The 16,060-nt window shown below is 63.5% G+C and carries 10 protein-coding genes and 3 pseudogenes; 2 read left to right on the top strand and 11 right to left on the bottom strand.

Annotated features, from left to right (window positions below; genetic code table 11):
- Nucleotides 1-205: pseudogene (locus tag AC066S_RS37660) on the top strand (IS630 family transposase); the annotation flags it as partial.
- Here AC066S_RS37660 and AC066S_RS37665 read toward each other — a convergent pair.
- On the bottom strand, nt 196-3,909 hold the full coding sequence (locus AC066S_RS37665; protein WP_235884947.1) for a strawberry notch family protein: 3,714 nt from the start codon (nt 3,907-3,909) through the stop codon (nt 196-198). The pseudogene AC066S_RS37660 and the gene AC066S_RS37665 overlap by 10 nt on opposite strands.
- Before the next feature lie 326 nt (nt 3,910-4,235).
- On the opposite strand from AC066S_RS37665, the gene AC066S_RS37670 reads away from it, so the two are divergent.
- Complete coding sequence (locus AC066S_RS37670; protein ID WP_126261426.1) at nt 4,236-4,574, top strand: hypothetical protein; 339 nt, start codon at nt 4,236-4,238, stop codon at nt 4,572-4,574.
- Between the two features lie 44 nt (nt 4,575-4,618).
- Here the strand turns inward: AC066S_RS37670 and AC066S_RS37675 are convergent.
- From AC066S_RS37675 to AC066S_RS37720, 10 genes and pseudogenes are all read right to left on the bottom strand, one after another.
- Nucleotides 4,619-6,366, bottom strand: a pseudogene (locus tag AC066S_RS37675) (ParB/RepB/Spo0J family partition protein).
- 85 nt (nt 6,367-6,451) lie between these two features.
- The gene (locus tag AC066S_RS37680) at nt 6,452-7,168 is read right to left on the bottom strand and encodes a plasmid pRiA4b ORF-3 family protein (protein ID WP_235884950.1); all 717 of its coding nucleotides are present in this window, start codon (nt 7,166-7,168) and stop codon (nt 6,452-6,454) included.
- Nucleotides 7,169-7,255: 87 nt separating this feature from the next.
- Nucleotides 7,256-7,738 carry a hypothetical protein gene (locus tag AC066S_RS37685; RefSeq protein WP_126261425.1) on the bottom strand — a complete coding sequence of 161 codons (483 nt, stop codon included), beginning with the start codon at nt 7,736-7,738 and terminating at the stop codon, nt 7,256-7,258.
- On the bottom strand, nt 7,728-8,879 hold the full coding sequence (locus tag AC066S_RS37690) for a site-specific integrase (RefSeq protein ID WP_205680547.1): 1,152 nt from the start codon (nt 8,877-8,879) through the stop codon (nt 7,728-7,730). Before AC066S_RS37690 ends, AC066S_RS37685 begins: the two co-directional genes overlap by 11 nt.
- Nucleotides 8,876-9,601 carry a hypothetical protein gene (locus AC066S_RS37695; RefSeq protein ID WP_205680546.1) on the bottom strand — a complete coding sequence of 242 codons (726 nt, stop codon included), beginning with the start codon at nt 9,599-9,601 and terminating at the stop codon, nt 8,876-8,878. The genes AC066S_RS37690 and AC066S_RS37695 overlap by 4 nt, the downstream gene beginning before the upstream one ends.
- A gap of 3 nt (nt 9,602-9,604) precedes the next feature.
- Nucleotides 9,605-11,362 carry a hypothetical protein gene (locus AC066S_RS37700; protein WP_245481514.1) on the bottom strand — a complete coding sequence of 586 codons (1,758 nt, stop codon included), beginning with the start codon at nt 11,360-11,362 and terminating at the stop codon, nt 9,605-9,607.
- Nucleotides 11,363-11,405: 43 nt separating this feature from the next.
- Entirely contained in the window at nt 11,406-12,563 is a 1,158-nt protein-coding gene (locus tag AC066S_RS37705; protein ID WP_126261423.1) for a tyrosine-type recombinase/integrase, read from the bottom strand.
- Between the two features lie 375 nt (nt 12,564-12,938).
- A pseudogene (locus AC066S_RS37710) lies at nt 12,939-13,307 on the bottom strand (ParB/Srx family N-terminal domain-containing protein); the annotation flags it as partial.
- A gap of 172 nt (nt 13,308-13,479) precedes the next feature.
- Nucleotides 13,480-14,676 (bottom strand): DUF932 domain-containing protein, encoded by a 1,197-nt coding sequence (locus AC066S_RS37715; protein WP_126261421.1) that lies wholly within the window; start codon nt 14,674-14,676, stop codon nt 13,480-13,482.
- Nucleotides 14,677-14,872: 196 nt separating this feature from the next.
- On the bottom strand, nt 14,873-15,694 hold the full coding sequence (locus AC066S_RS37720; RefSeq protein ID WP_126261420.1) for a hypothetical protein: 822 nt from the start codon (nt 15,692-15,694) through the stop codon (nt 14,873-14,875).
- Between the last annotated feature and the right edge of the window lie 366 nt (nt 15,695-16,060).

Consider the following 16,060-nt stretch of genomic DNA (forward strand, 5'->3'; position numbering starts at 1 on the left):
CTCCTGGCTCAATCAGGTCGAGGTCTGGTTCTCGATCCTGCAGGGGCAGTCACTTAGCGGCACCTCCTTCACAAGCCTCAAGCAGCTTCAGGAACACATCGATGCCTACGTCAACGCGTACAACGATAAAGCCGAGCCCTTCGTCTGGACCAAGAAAAAGGTCCGTCAACGTCGTTTCAAAGGCCGCCGTATCACTCAGCTCTGATTCCGGGTACTAGGGGCACGGATCTGCACCGCGGCGCGGCCCGAGCGCTCGTTGACCAGTAGCACCGCCCGAGCATCGGCGAGATAATAGAGCGCTTGATCCAGCATCATGGGACGATTGCGCCGGCGTTCGGTGATGGTGAGGAGACGCGTCTCCGCGCCGGTGGCCGGATGGGTGTAGATCGTGCGCCGGTCGGTGACGAGGAAGCTCTCGGCCTGGAGCGTTTCGAGCCCGACGTCATAGACGCCGCTGGCGATGGCGCCCTCGACCTTGGCGTTCAGCAACTGCTCGAAGGCGGTGAACAGCACACCTTGCAGGTCGATGGTGAGCGCGAGTAACCGGTTCAGGAACGTGGTGATCGGCGGCAAGTCGTCCCTGATGCCGTTCGCGTCCATGAGCTTCAAACCCGTGGTGTCCTCGAACATCTGGAGCGAGCAGCCTTCGACCTTGCCGCGCACCAGCAGCAGATAGAGTTGGCGCAACGCATCTCGGGCGTAGTGGCTCTCCAGATTGTCCTCGGGCCGGAACAGACCCTGGCCGCCGGTCTGGCGCTGGCCGCGCGTGATGGCGCCGAGCGTGTCGAGGCGGCGGGCGATGGTCGATAGGGAGCGCTTCTCGGCTTTCACGTCGGTGGCGATCGGTCGAAAGAGCGGTGGCTGCGCCTGGTTGGTGCGGTTGGTTCGACCAAGACCCTGGATCGCGGCATCGGCCTTCCAGCCCGGCTCGAGCAGATAGTGGACGCGGAGCCGCCGGTTTCGCGCTGACAGCTCTGCGTGATAGCTGCGCCCGGTGCCGCCAGCGTCCGAGAAGACCAGCACACGCTTTACGTCATCCATAAAGGCGGCAGTCTCGGCGAGATTGGCGGAGGCGGCCCGGTTCTCGACGGCAAGGCGGTCACCCCTGCGGACCACGCGCCGCGAACGCCCCGTGACTTCCGCCACGAGGTCCGTGCCGAAACGCTGCACGATCTGGTCGAGCGCGCCGGGAACAGGCGGAAGCGAAGCGAGCCGCTCGATCAGCTCATTGCGGCGGGCGACGGCCTCGCGGCTCTCGACCGGCTGCCCGTCGCGGAAGACGGGTCGGGACGAGAGATTGCCCTCGCTGTCGGTGAAGGGCTCGTAGAGCTGCACTGGGAAAGAATGGGCGAGGTAATCCAACACGTACTCGCGCGGCGTGATGTCGACGCGGACGTCGTTCCATTCCGCAGGTGGGATCTCGGCGAGCCGGCGCTCCATCAGCGCCTCGCCTGTCGAGACGATCTGGATCACCGCGGCATGGCCGTCGGCCAAGTCCCGCTCGATGGAGCGGACCAGGGTCGGCGTCTTCATGCTGGTGAGCAGATGGCCAAAGAAACGCTGCTTGGCCGACTCGAAGGCCGAGCGCGCAGCCGACTTCGCCTGGCGATTGAGTGTGCCTGTCTCGCCGGTGATGTTGGCGGCCTGCATCGCCGCGTCGAGGTGATTGTGGATGACGCTGAAGGCACCGGCGTAGGCGTCGTAGATGCGCCGCTGCTCGTCGGTGAGCTGGTGCTCGACCAGTTCGTACTCGACACCGTCGTAAGAGAGCGAGCGTGCGGTGTAGAGACCGAGCGAGCGAAGATCGCGGGAGAGCACCTCCATCGCTGCGACGCCGCCCCCCTCGATCGCCTCGACGAACTCAGCGCGGGTGGCGAACGGAAAATCCTCGTCGCCCCAGAGCCCGAGCCGCTGGGCATAAGCGAGATTGTGGACCGTGGTTGCGCCGGTCGCCGAGACATACACGACGCGGGCGTTCGGCAGCGCGTGCTGCAGGCGCAAGCCCGCACGACCCTGCTGCGAGGGGGCGACATCGCCCCGCTTCCCCTTGCCGCCACCGGCATTCTGCATGGCATGGCTCTCGTCGAAGATGATGACGCCGTCGAAGTCGGAGCCCAACCATTGAACGATCTGCCGGACGCGCGAAAGCTTCTCGCCGCGGTCGTCGGACCGCAGCGTAGCGTAGGTTAAAAATAGGACGCCTTCGGAGAGAAGGATCGGGCGCCCTTGCGCGAAGCGCGAGAGCGGTGTGACGAGCAGACGCTCCATGCCGAGCGCCGACCAGTCGCGCTGCGCGTCTTCCAGCAGCTTGTCGGACTTGGAAATCCAGACCGCCTTGTGCCGGCCCTTCAGCCAGTTGTCGAGGATGATGCCAGCCGACTGGCGACCCTTGCCGGCGCCGGTCCCATCGCCGAGCATGAAGCCGCGACGGAAACGGACCGCATTCGGCGCATCGTCGCGGGCGGCCGTGACGAGGTCGAACGTCTCATCGACCGTCCAGGCGCCAGCAAGATAGTCACCATGCGCCTCGCCGGCATAGATCACCGTCTCGAGCTGGGCGTCGGACAGGATGCCATCGCTGACGAGGCTCGCCGGCAGGTGCGGCCGATAGCTCGGCTTCGGTGGCGCGACCGAGGCCATCGCGGCCGACTGCACCAGCTTGGTCGGGTGCGCCTGCGCACCGGCAATCCGGATCGACTGAAGCCGGTATTCCTCGTAGATGGCCTCAGTGAGATGCGCGCCCTCGGGCGGCGCCCAGTCGATTGTCTCATAGGTGAGGTCGACGGCTTCGGGATCGCTGACCGACGCCTTGGCGGGCTGTATCGCAGCCCGTGCGAGATAGCCGCGCACGGTGCGCGGCGCGAGCGAGGCTGACACGGGAAGCGCGATGGTCAGGCGAGGTGGAACGTGTTCGCCGATCCAGCGGAGCAGACTCGCGACGTCGGGCGCCATTCCCGGCGACTGCGGGAACACATGTGGGTCATCGGCCGGCGCCTTGTCGATGATCGTCAGGCGGGTCTCGATGCTGGTGCCGTGCTTGGCATAGACCACGCCGGCGATTGCGGCGGTCAACACCACGCGGCCACGTTCCTGCAACCGCGCGAAGGCGTCGCGCCAAACTGAGCTTTCGGGTGAGAAGTTGGCGCCGGTGATCGTAACCAGCCGACCGCCATCGGCGAGACGCGCCAGGGCCGAGGCGATGTGACGGTACGCCGCGTCGGCCATGCGGCCAGCAACATTCGCCATCGCCGAGAATGGCGGGTTCATCAGCACGGCGCTTGGGATGGCGGCGGGATCGAGGTGATCGTCGATTTGGGCCGCATCGAAGCGCGTGACAGGGATGGCCGGAAAGAGGGAAGCGAGCAGCGCGGCGCGGGTCTCGGCGAGTTCATTCACGACGAGCGTGCCGCCGGCGATCTCGGCGAGAATGGCGAGCAGGCCGGTGCCTGCGGACGGCTCCAGCACGCGATCCGCCGGCGTAAAGGCGGCAGCAGTAAGCGTCGCCAGCCCGAGGGGGATCGGCGTCGAGAACTGCTGAAAGACCTCGCTTTCGGCCGAGCCGCGCGTGTGGGTTGGGAGAAGGCCGGCGACTTTCGACAACGCGGAAAGTCGCAAAGCCGGAGAGCCGGCTTTACGGAACAGTGCCTTTCCGTACTTGCGCAGGAACAAGACCGTAGCCGCCTCGCAGACGTCGTAAGCCGTCTTCCAATCCCAGGCGCCCGTCGCATCGGATGCGCCGAAGGCCGCTTCCAAGGCGGTGCGCAGGATCTCGGCGTCAACGCGTTGGCCGCGCTCGAGATGTGGCAGGAGCTGTTCGGCCGCAGCGATGATGACGCTGGCGCCGTCAGGAGCGCAGACAGATGCAATCGGCGCGGCCTGCTCGGCCGCGATCGGGGAAACGTTGTTCATGAGGGAAGCCTTAACGAGAGCGGGAGCGGGCGAGCCGGCGGGCGCTCTCTCTCGACCGCACCGGCTCAAACCCGTCCCGGCCCGCCTCTCACTCTCTGCCCGACACCTTGAAACGTTGCGGATGGGACACTACTTTTACCCTGTCAGGGTCGCTGCGCATTGCGCGGCAAGAACCGCTTGTGGCGTGAGCCTCAAGAGCTGAATGGTCTGGTCAACAGGCCGCCGCTGACCTGCATCCGCGCCTTTGCGCGGGTCGGGTCTCGGCATGCGGTTCGCGAGCTCCCGACAACACCATCGAACCGCCTCGCACAATGAAGGAGGATTTGATGGCTCAGATTTTAAAATTTCCCAGCAAGAAGATCGAACCCGTAACCGTTCGCAACGGGGGTAAGCACCGCATCAGCGTCGAGGTTCTCGATGATGTTCGGCCCCGACGCACGCGGTGGAGGGTTCAGTTCGAGGTCCAGGAAGCCGCAGGGTGTGCTGCCTTGAAAGGCTTCACCGATCGTGCCGTAGCCCAGGGCTATCGACATCGCTTCGAAGTGAGCAGCACGCGGGCGGTGCGACGGTTCGTGGCGGAAACCTCAGGCCTCGTTGCCGCCGGCAGGGTCGCGATCTGGATCGACGGCCTGCGGGTGCGACCACAGGTGGCCCGCAGCGCATAAGAATAGGCTGGGGCGACATTCGTCGCCCCAGCCGGTCTTTCTACCTACTCGGCAGCAACCATGTGCGGGTCGTCCGCCTCGTCGCTCGGAGCTTCCTCGTCGTCATGGCTGAGGAATTCCGGCAGCGCCGCGCCATCGCCCTCGGGCTCGGCGGTGTGGACGGTCGCCGCGTGGTCGGCGTCGGCCCTTTTCAGGGGCTCGGGCAGCCAGCCGGTCTCGGCCAGGAGGCGTTCGGCCTCCTTGGCCATGTCGCCCTTCTTCAGATGGTCAATCAGCTGGGCGGCCCGCTCGCCGGCGCCTTCCCGCACCGCCTCCAGGATGCGGCGCTTCGGCACCCGACCGAGATAATTCTCGACGGTCGGGCGCCAGCCAGCTTCTACCATGTCGAGATCGACGGCCCTGGCGATGCGATCGGCATCAGTGATGCGCTGCTCGACCATGTGCGGCGTGACCCCGCCGCCGTAGCGATCGCCCTTCTCGTACAGCGCGTTGACACCGAACGAGGCGCAGTGCGCAAAGAGCGCGGCTTGCTCGTCGCCCGTGAGGCCCGTGAGCCAATCCCAGAGGCCCGCCTTGTCCTTCGGCATTCGTTCCTCCCAGGTCTTGTGGCGCGCGTCGATCGCCTTGGCAGCGGGCGCGTCCTTCAGCCCCTGCGCCTGAACCGGGAAGCTGGCCGTGCGCACGGAGACCTCCATCGCCGTGCCATGGGAGTAATAGCGGGAGAAGACGTCGAGGCAGAATTTGTGCAGCACCGCCTGGAAGGCGACCGAAGGCATGGTCGCCAGCTTGTCGCGCAGCGCCAGCGTCCGCTCCGCCGTGAGCTCGGTCAACAGGCGGTCCGGCAGCGGCTTCACCGCATCATCATCCTCGTCCTCGGCCTCCGCAGCCTGACCGCCGACGGTGATGACGGCGCGCCGGACGACCGGCCCCGATGGTTCCGCGCCGTCTGGATCAACCGAGACGACAGGTTCGCCGTCGCTACCCTGCCCCGGCTCGACCGCAGGCAATTCGTCCTCCGGCCGCACATAGCCGCGATCGACCGACAGCCTGCCCTCGGCGTCGATGCCGACAAACACGCCCGCGCGGGCGATGTCGGCCGGCTGATAGATGGTGGGTCGATTGTCGAAGACGGCGAGAGCCGTCTCGATCTCGCCGAGCCGCAGGTCAACGTCGTCGGGGAGCTCGTCCACACTGTCATACTCGGCTTCGAGCCTGGCTTGTTCGGCATTGAGCGCCTCGATCGTCGCCTGCTCTTCGGCCGTGAGCTCGGCGCGTACGCCATCCAGCTCACGCAAGCCCTGGGTGTGGCCGTAGGGAAAATCGGTCGCGGCGACCTCAATCCACTTCCAGCCTTCGGAGGCGATTGTTTCCGCCTCTGCCTTCAGCTTCTCGGCGACCAGGCTGTCGAGCAGAGCGACATCCTCCAGCCAACGCCGTCGTCGAACTGGAAGAGGTCGTGCAGCACCGTGCCGCCGGCCGCCTCGTAGACGTCGAGGCCGACAAACACGACTCGTCGATCAGAAGCGCGTACCGTCTTCTCCGTCAGCATGCGGCGGATCTGATAGGGCTCCTTCTGCCACGACCCGGAGATCGCCTGCCAGACCTGCTCCTGGCGTGCATGATCGGCAGTGACGGTGAAGGCCATGAGCTGATCGAGTGACATGCCGTCTTCGGCATAGACGTCGAGCAACGCGGGCGAGACCGAGGCGAGACGCAGGCGCTGCTTCACGACATTGACCGACGTGAAGAAAGCAGCGGCGATGTCCTCCTCGGTCCGGCCCTTTTCGCGCATAGCTTGGAAGGCTCGGAACTGGTCAATGGGGTGCAAGGGTTAGGTTATGCGTCAAGTGTCCTGTTAGCGGGACGACGTTGATTCTCTAGTCTTTTTGGCTGCGCCGTGCATTTTGGGTGTCTCTTTGGCGCTGAAGCGCAGCCGGTTGGCGTCGATCACGATGGCTTTCTCGACGGAAGCGATAGTCGCCCTTTGATGCGCGTAGTGCTTGGGCGATAGCCTTGTTGATGTCGTCGAGATTGCAGGACTCCGGGTGGAACTTGCGGCCAGCCCATCGATGCATCGCGTTATGTTCTTCATGGTCGGGGTCGAGCCAGGCCTCAAGGAAGTTGGCATAGCCTGAAGGCCCACCAGCGTCTTCGGGGGGTCCTGAGCGTGCGGCGGCGATACAGCGAGGATATTGGGCACTCTCATCGCGCGCGACGCGCTCCAAGCGCAGCAGATGACGCCAATTGTCGCCGAAGTCGTATTCGTAGAGGATCGTGAGAGGGTTTTCGCCGGGATCGTCGGGGAAGTGAAGGTCGATCATCCTGACCTCGGTCGCCTCGAAGATCCTGCTGTCGGACAGACCATCGTCATCGAACTCTGGAGCTCCGTAGATGAGACCGCCAATATTGAACTGATGCAGATGGCTGTCGGTCCAGCCAAAGGCGGCCTGCAGCACCTCGTGGAGTTGGGCTAGGTTGAGAGTGACTGGCAGTTCGAGAGTGCGGCTGATCTTGGGCTCGATGCCGAGGATATGAACCTCGGCGCGCACAATGAAGCTGTCTGGATCGAAGGGGTCAAGCATGCCGCAGATCATGCCGCGCATGATTGTCGCAGGCAATAGATGGGGCGACGGTTGTCCTTCGGCGACCGCACCGACACAAACCGGCAATCGTAGACGACGTCAGGATTTTGGCCCGCGAGTGAACGGCACTGGTTTCACGGCGCGATCGCGTTCGGCGATCAGGCGGGCATTATGACGCTTCTGCCGCTCAACTTCCGTTTCGGCGTCGAGGATGCGCTTCAGCAGGACGGCATTTTCCGTCACCATACGCCGCTCCTCGATCTGCAAGACCTGGATCAGAGCGCGCTGCTGGGCGAGTTTGTCTTCCCAGGCTGCGAGCTTCTCGGGAACGACCTTGCGATCACTGGCGCGGCGTAATTCGTCGATGATCGATCGATGGTTGGCGTAGATCGCATTGCGGCCGACGCGCGCTTCGCGCGCGAGCGTCGCGACGGTCAGCCGGTAGGATCGCTTTTGCAGGTCCGGGTGTGTGGGCAGACCCTTCACCAGTCGTTCCAGAGCCTCCCGCAGCTTGCAGTGGGTGTTGCGCAGGCGCTTTTCGGCAGGCGTGAGGGCCGGCATTTTGCTGGTCTTACGCGCCATGGCGAGCTTCCTTTCCATCGTCGAGTTTACCAAGGATGCGATCGCATTCGGCAATCCGTGTTTCGGCGAGTTGCCGGCTGACCGGGTCCAGGCCAGGATGGCCGAGAAGATCCGTATTGCGATCGCGGCGGGCCTGCCAGACAGGCCTGTGCCTGGCGGTGACGGCGAAGTTGGCGCAGGCGAGACACGTGCTTTCGGTCCTCAGCACGGGGTTGGGACTTTTCTCGTCGCCGAAGCAGGCAGCCGTTTCGACGCGATAGACACAATAGCCCCAGTCACAAACACCGAGCCTCAGATCAGTCTCCTCCATCAGGAAGGAGACATAGGCCTGGACATCGCCGTCGCGCGTGCGCCCGCGGAACTGGGAGCGGGCGGCGATCATCCTTCCGCCCTTACCCGCGAGGGCGGTTGCCGTCAGCACCTCTTCGAGAGCGGCGCGGGTTTCCTCCCGGGCATGCCGGTCGATCAGGTCGTCGAGCGCGAAGTCGGTCCCGACGTAGCCACGATCGGTCATGGCCCGGGTCACATGACCGAAGTGAGCCTGAAGCGCATGCAGGCCGGTGCGGTCGCGTTTGCCGACGAAGCGAGCAAACGTCTTGCGGCCCTGATGCGTGTTCAGATGCCAGGGGACTCCCTCGTGGTCCGGCAGGCCGATGAACGGCGCAAACAGATCATTCAGCCGCCTTATGATCGTCGAGCCAACGGGCGGGTTGATGCGGGCAGCAGGACCGATCAGCCCCGTGCTGGCCATTGTCAGGAAGAGATCGTCTCGTCCGCTTTGGGTGCGCAGGCGGGCGGTCAGCCGCTCCATGACCACGACAGCCCGCTCGACGGGCGCTGGCGCAACCCAGCGATGGGCTTCGCCATCGATGCCACGCGCCGTCTTGTAAATCCGCCCGACGAGATAGGCGAAGCTCTCGCTGCCGTCGCCGGCAGGATGCTGCTCGATGCAGCCGACCTGAAGGCCGAGGATCTCCGAGAGCCGGGCGCCGACCAGATAGCTGACCACGACAAAGCAGGCGTCGTAAATGCGATCGGCGAGATAGCGCACCTGCTTGGTGCTGGTGACGGGCGCCTCATGCCAAGCAGTTTCCTCCCCAGGCAGTGTCGCGAAGGTGAACGGCGCGATCGCGTCGGTCACGATGAAGCCGGCCTTGGTCTGGCTGATCCCGTTAGCGAGCGCATGGTCATAGACCGACTGCGCCTGGGCTGCAGAGTGATGACGTCGTCGGCCGGGGTCCCGATCAGTCGCAGCGCCGCCGAGACCAGGGGCACGGCGATCGCGTCCGGCGTATAAGGCAGCCAGCCCCTGTCGCGGCGAACGAACGGCGGCGCGATCCCCGGGAATGGATCGGCGATTGCGATCTCCGGGAACTTTGCTCCCTGCAGATAAAGGCGCGTCAGCAGATTGGCATGGTTTTGCAGCGTCGTGCTCTTCAGCGTATTGCCAGGCTTGTGGCCCGGACGCTGCGCCATCACCGTCATGAACCGGTCGCAGGCGTCGCGGTCGAGATCGGCAAAGCACCGATATCCCTGCGCCGCCATCCAGCGGATCAGCATCCGCAACCTATTGAAGACGGAGACGATCGTCGATTCATGAGCGTTGCGGTACCCAGGAGGCGGGTCGAGCTTCAGGCTCCACAGGAACAGCTTCGCCGCCTCTCGCCAGTCAGCCCATCGCGGATCACTGAACCGGCTGTCGTCAGCAAGAACAAAACCCCAGTCGAGCGAGAAGTCGCTGCGGTTGCTGCCAGGGCGATGACCGTCGAGATGCCAGACCTGATCGGACCATACGGACCGTGCCGATATCCGAAGCGCCGGTCTGACGGCGGCGACAAGATTGGGTGCCGTGGAAGCCGTCATCGCTCACTCCAGCGCCGGAAGCAATGCGAGAGCCAGCATTCGTTGTTCGGCATCACCTCGCAGTGTTTGCGGGAAGTTCGGCAGGATGTCGTCGACCAAGATGCGCAGGCTCGGCGCATACAGGAGTTCGAAGCGACGCGGATCAATGCGTTCACGCGCGCGCTCGAGTTCGTCGACCGCCTGAAGGATGCGCGCCATGTGCTCCGCATCGATCGGAATGACCAGCCCGGGGCAACGCAGGCATCCGCCGAAGTGCCGGCAGACCCGACCTGCTATCGAGTCTGGTGCTGTGCCCGCGACCGGGTTGAGGCAATCATGACTGAACGGAACCGTTGCATTGCTCGCCAGCATGATCCGGTCGCGCTGCGCCTGATCCTCACAGTTCACCTTCGCGCCGACGATCCAGCCGAGCATCAGCTCCTGCAATCGGGCGATGGTCTCGCGCTGGATGCGGCGCGTCTGCGGCCCCTTGATGTAAAGCTCGGTCGTGTCGGCGCGGGCATGGTTGAGCACATCCTGTGTCGCGACGATGTCGCCGCCAGACGCCTTGTAATATTCGGTGGCGACGCTGCCGCGCAGCAGCACGGCGGCAAAGTCCGGCAAGAGCTGACGTGCGCGCTCCGGTGCAGCCTTGTTCCAGATGGCGATGCGGGCATTGGAGCGTTTGATGAACGGCTTCAGGGCGTGCGACAAGGTCGCCTCTGCAATGAGCGTGACCGCGTCCTTCTTCTCGCTCTTCGTCAGGAACAAGCGATTGCGGTCCTGCCGGCTGCTCCGGGAGACGAGCGGCGCCGTCATCGCCAGCAACCGGTCGATCAGGTTCGGCGCGGCATGTCGCCGACGGCGATCGAAGGACCGCCGCTGCGCTCGCTTCACCTTCGCGCCGGCTCGAGGCTTGGCCCATTCGACGATGATGCGATGCTCATCGAGCGGATGCGCCACCTGGCAATCGCGCGTTATCAGCCGCAGCGCATCCGGATTGCCCGCCGTTTGAATCGCAATGGCGATGAAGAACGCGACGACCGTTTCGCCGGTCAAGTGAAGATAACCGCCAAGGTGACGAAGGCCGCCGTGGCGGTTGACCGCCGATATGTTGACTTGGCTGCGGATCGCAAGCGTCCGCGATGGAATCACCCCGTCATTCACCCGAGCAAGCGCCCGGACCATGTCGCAAAGTTCGGGATCGACGCCATCGACCGGACCGCTCGTCGCAAGGATGGTCCGCCCGGCTTCGAAGCGATCCCACGCCTCGTCGATTTCCTCATAGCACGCGCGCAGGATCGCCTTGAGATGCTCCCCACCAAGACGCGGTCGGGTGTCGGCAGTCCGGTTCGGCCAGACCCGCCAGGGGAAGTCGATCCGGGACGGCAGCCGCGACGGATGCCGGCGCTTGGTCCAGTCGATCATCTGGCGAAGCTGCATCAGCACATTCGCCCGCGCCCCCTTTGACCAGGGCTTGTTCGTCTGTCCCGCGATCTGTCGATCCAGCCAGGCGATGTAGCGCCCGACCATTGCGGTGGTCAGATCCCCGGCAGAAAGAACATGCCCGTCCTCGACCGCAAAACGGGCGAAGACACGCAGTGCCATCCAACAATGACGGTGCGTTTCGGAGCTCGATGCGGCATGATGATTGCGGAAGGTGTCCGCCAGAAGCATCGTAACGTCTGTCGGCAATCCAAGCTTACCGAGATCGTAGCGCTTTGCGACCTCGCCCCAACCGTCGCGGAAGACGGCAACGGCATCGGCCGGCTGCTCCAGCACCTTCGCTGACGCAGCCGATAGACGCCGGTCGATACGCTCACGCTTACCGGCCATCGGGGATCAACTCGCCGTAGAGATAGTCGATGCTGTCGGCGAGTTCCCGGGCATTGAGCTCGACGCAGCGCAGGTAGATCGCCGTGCTCTGGATCGAACTGTGCCCCAGCAAGACCTGGACGATCTTCAGCGGATTGAGGTCAGGCGTGATCGATGCCTGTCGCTGTAATCGCACCAGCATCGTCATCGCAAAGGTATGGCGCAACCAATGCAATGAACCAGTCACACCGGCGGCCCGGAAGGCTTCCGCAAACACCGCAGTCAATCGGCTCTTGCGGACCGCATTCCCCTGACGATTGAGGAAGAGCGCCGATGGTGGCCGATAACCCGACCGTTGGCGACGCAATGCCCGAACCTGCGGCGTGCGCACTTCATCGATATAGCGTTGCGTGCGGTCAACCAGGCGAATCGGTGGATAGATCGTGCGAGGCTTGTCGCCCTTGGTGATCGTCAAGGGCACGCCGACCAGCGGATGGTCCTCGTCATCGAGATGTGCCGTCTCCGGGACCTGGAAGACAGCCAAGCCGCAAAGCTCCTTGCGCCGTAATCCCGTCGCCAGCGCCCATTCCGCCATCAGGCGGTAGGGCATCTCCAACTGGGCGAAGACCCGGCGCAACTGATCGACCCGCAACGGTCGCGGCAAGCGCTCCTGCTCGGCGACTGTCAGGATGTTCGCCGCCACGACACCCGGGCGCGCATCGACATGCGCAAGGAACGATTGTCGCCGGCCAGGGCCCACCCGCACGTCGACAAAGTGGAACGGCAAGGCCTCGATCCAGCCGCGTCCCTGCGCCCAGACATAAAACCGGCAGACCGTGCGAACCCGATCATTCACCGTCGACCGCGCGTATGGCCGCTTCGTATGCGGGCTCGGCTGCGACAGCATACGATTGCGCCAGGCCGCAATCTCCGCCTCGCTCACCGCGCGCCAGTCGAGACCAGATTGCTCCAGACTGTCGAACCAATCATGCAGGTGCTCGCAATAGGTCCGTATCGTTTCCGCCGCATGCGTGCGGCCCGGAATCGTAGCCAGCTCCATCAGCCAGGCAAACGCCGGCTCGATAATCGCCATCCGTTCCGACACCAGTATCGGAAACCCGGCTGGGATTGCGGCATACCCCATCGCCGCCTTGATGATCCGCGCCATACTGTCCTCTTTGGTCCTCGCCGTCCGAAACGGCAGAAGACACCGAGCTGGGCGCAACTCCCTGTACAGCAACAAAGAAGACAGCTTCCCGAACCGATTGTTATTAAGCGGAGCGCCTGCGGCGCACTCTTTTGTTTAGGATGCGAGGGGTTCCCCTCGCGCTCTCCCGTTCGCCACGTGGCAGGGTTGCAGGACTTCGCCTGCAACCATTTGACTAGTTTGTGGTGTCGCCGCCGCGTCAAGCGTTGTCCTCGCTACGCTGCGGGAACGCTTGACTCGGACGTCTATGTGCCCTCTTCGGAGAGCCCCATGCGTATGAACCATGACGATGACAGCCACACGACTCTAACCGGACAGTTCGAGCACAGAACCTAACAACGGCGCGCGTTGGATGTTCTCGGCAAGCGAATCGTCCTCGGCTAGAATGTCGGTCGCGGGATTGCGGACGACGCAAGGCACCGGTGCGGTCTTGGCGAGGCGTTTCTGCTTTACCAGCAGCTCCAGTGCCCGATAGCGACGGCCGCCAGCGGGAATCTCAAACATGCCGGTCTCGGCGCCTTCGGCGTCGAGGACCGGCCGGACGTTGAGGCCTTGGAGCAAGGTACGCCGGGCGATGTCCTCGGCCAGCTCCTCAATGGAGATGCCGGCCTTTACGCGCCGGACGTTTGACTGGCTGAGCACGAGCTTATTGAAGGGAATGTCGCGCGAAGACGAGAGGGTGATCTTCTGAATGGCGGTCGCCATGGATGATACTCCGCGACGGGCGGCCCAAAGACTTTCTCTGAGCCTCCAACCCGTCACGAAGCGCAGCGCCGCCCTCTTCCTCTGAGGGCAGCGCCGCAAAGCCGAAGATCAGGAAAGATGGAAAACCAGAGAGCCGGAAATGCGCCGTTCCGGACGTCTGGCTTTCCGGATATCAGGCTGCGCGGTCGAGCAGCTTCTTCGCGCGCGCCTCCAGATCGAGGCGTGCATCCTGATGGCTCTTGCCCCGCGCAACCGCAGAGATGCCTTGCACGAAATCGAACACGCTTTCGGGCTTGCGTCCTTCCTCGGCCAACACCGTCTCGATGATCCTCGCTGTCTCTGTCTTCGAGAAGCCACGCTTGCGCAGAAACTCGTTGCGATCGTCGTCGGTGCGGGCGACGATCTTTTCTCGCGCGGCCTTGATGCCGTTGACAAAGGGCATCGCCGAGGAATTGGCAAAGTTGGTCAGCGCCGGCACCGCCTCGTGCGCGAAGCGTGAGGCGGCGTATTTGGAGTGACGAATGGTGATCTCCTCGAAATCCTCGACGCCCCAGAGATTGCGGTTCTGGCAGACGGCGCGGAGATAGAAGCTCGCCATGCCGAGCGTCTTGGCACCCACCTCGGAATTCCAGCAGTAGAAGCCGCGGAAATAGAGGTCCGGCGAACCGTCGGCCAATCGGCCGGCCTCGATCGGGTTAAGGTCGTCAACCAGGAACAGGAAGACGTCGCGGTCGGATGCGTAGAGCGTCGTCGTATCCTGGCTGATGTCGACATGTGGATTATAGACGCCAGTCGACCAGTCGAGCACGCCAGGGACCTTCCAGCGCGTGTCGCCCGTGCCATTGCCGGCGATGCGCTGAACCGCCGCCACAAGTTCGTGGTCGAAGATACGGCCGTATTCGGGACCCGTAACGGCGCGAAGCTCAACGCGACCGTCTTCGATCTCGAGCGTCTTCACCTGCTCGGCGGAATGGGAGGTCAAGCCGTATTGCAGGTTAATGCCGGCCAGCGGTGCCGGAAGCTGCCGGAGATAAGACGCCGGCGCTCCGACCAGACCGGCGAGTTGGCCGAAACTCCAGTGGGTCGGGGCGATCGGCGCGTCGGAGCCGGGCAGCACCAGGGCTAGGCGCTCGGCATCGTCGCGCCTAGCCTCAACCCGGATCGCAGCGCTCTCGACCGTTCGGGTCCGGCTTCGCTCGGTGCGTCCACGCGCCGCGGCATAGAGGTCCGACAGGGACAGATAGCGCTCGTCTGCTGGACGCGCGAACCATTCCGACGATACTCGGCCGACCCGCTCGCCGCGGGTCACGTCCACCTTGTAGCCGCCGACGTGGTCGCGGCCAGCGCTCAGAGCTTCGACTTGGGTCATGGGTCATCTCCACGACAGGCGCCGGAGGCCTCTCCTCCGTTCTTCAACCCGTCACGGCGAAGCCCGGCCGCCCTCTCACTCCAAAGGGGGCGTTGCGGGGTTCTCCCCGCAGAAGGGGGCGTGTCGGCGACCGTGGCGCCGACCAGGGGGAAGGCCTTCCCACAATCCCGCTTCCGCATCGGCATAAGCCCGATTGCTAGCCCGAGCTATTCCGGAGCGGATTGTCATCGGAGAACCCGGTCCTATTGGGGAATTTCGCGACGAAACGATCTGGAAAAGTGTTCATGCGATCGAGTGCAGCGAGTAGGTGATGAGCCTGCCAGATCGCAACGCCAGTCATGTAGCGATAGAAAGCCATGACCTCCGAATTGTCCGGCGCATCGGCCGCCGGGTAGAGGTATTGTGTTCCAAGGCCGTTTGGGTGAGAAATCTCGCTCAACTTGTCGTAAGTCTGAAGCAACGAGCCTTCACCTTTGAACGCCTCGCTTGGATTCGGCCCCGACATGCTCCAAAGAAATGGATATTTATTGACGAGATAGGAGACATAGTCGACGTCGGTGGCCTCTAGTTCGCGGAGTGCATCATTGACGTGGATCGACTTGATCTTTGCATCTCCGAGTTTTGAGCCTGCATAGAAGCGAAAGAACTGCGCCTCCAATCGAGAGAAATCTCCATCAGCCAAACTTTTCTCCATCTTGTCGATGAAGTATCGGCCCATCGCAATCGTTTCAACCAGCGCCCTCGCTAGAATTACTGCCGGAACGACGCGATCCGCTTGCATCAATGCGCGCATGCTTTCAATCAAGTCATGTGCACGTTTGGGGTAACTGTATGCGAGCTCAATGATTTCATATGTTACCAGGTTCGGCGAATCCTCGGCCGTCCAACGACGCCGAGCCCATTCGGCGATGTCATGAATGATTTGCTTTAAGCGCGCGTCTCGGATTCCGACGATGTCGCCCTTCATTATAGCGCCCATGATTGAATCCTTGTCCATTTCGGGCCGCTTATCCGTCATGTGCTCCCCCTCTTCGGTGTTGCGTTTCTTTTGAGTCGACCAACGCCACCTTCCCTCATCTGAGGTCCCATCTCCTGACTTGGCTCGCATCAACATGAAGATTAGAGATATAAGTCGCGCGCGTGTGTGCGATCCCAGGTAGCACGTCGCTACGGCCGGGCCTGTTGCCCCGCATGTGTGATCCGGTAGCTGCGACCTTGCGGCAAGAGGGGCCGAGCCTGGAGTCCCGGCGGGATGTCTGAGCTGGTCCCGCAAATCTGAACAGCGCGATAAGTGGAGTTTCTGCCTGACGGCGGGCAAGATTGACCCGCGAATCAGGAGAGACGATGAGCAGACGAGCACGGCGGAACCACACTCCGGCTTTCA

This window comes from Bradyrhizobium sp. CFUWI (genome assembly GCF_056429085.1).

What these genes read in the sequence shown, in the direction of transcription:
- AC066S_RS37665 (WP_235884947.1), bottom strand. Translation starts at nt 3,909, where the DNA reads ATGAACAACGTTTCCCCGATCGCGGCCGAGCAGGCCGCGCCGATTGCA.
- AC066S_RS37670 (WP_126261426.1), top strand. Translation starts at nt 4,236, where the DNA reads ATGGCTCAGATTTTAAAATTTCCCAGCAAGAAGATCGAACCCGTAACC.
- AC066S_RS37680 (WP_235884950.1), bottom strand. Translation starts at nt 7,168, where the DNA reads ATGATCTGCGGCATGCTTGACCCCTTCGATCCAGACAGCTTCATTGTG.
- AC066S_RS37685 (WP_126261425.1), bottom strand. Translation starts at nt 7,738, where the DNA reads ATGGCGCGTAAGACCAGCAAAATGCCGGCCCTCACGCCTGCCGAAAAG.
- AC066S_RS37695 (WP_205680546.1), bottom strand. Translation starts at nt 9,601, where the DNA reads ATGACGGCTTCCACGGCACCCAATCTTGTCGCCGCCGTCAGACCGGCG.
- AC066S_RS37705 (WP_126261423.1), bottom strand. Translation starts at nt 12,563, where the DNA reads ATGGCGCGGATCATCAAGGCGGCGATGGGGTATGCCGCAATCCCAGCC.
- AC066S_RS37715 (WP_126261421.1), bottom strand. Translation starts at nt 14,676, where the DNA reads ATGACCCAAGTCGAAGCTCTGAGCGCTGGCCGCGACCACGTCGGCGGC.
- AC066S_RS37720 (WP_126261420.1), bottom strand. Translation starts at nt 15,694, where the DNA reads ATGACGGATAAGCGGCCCGAAATGGACAAGGATTCAATCATGGGCGCT.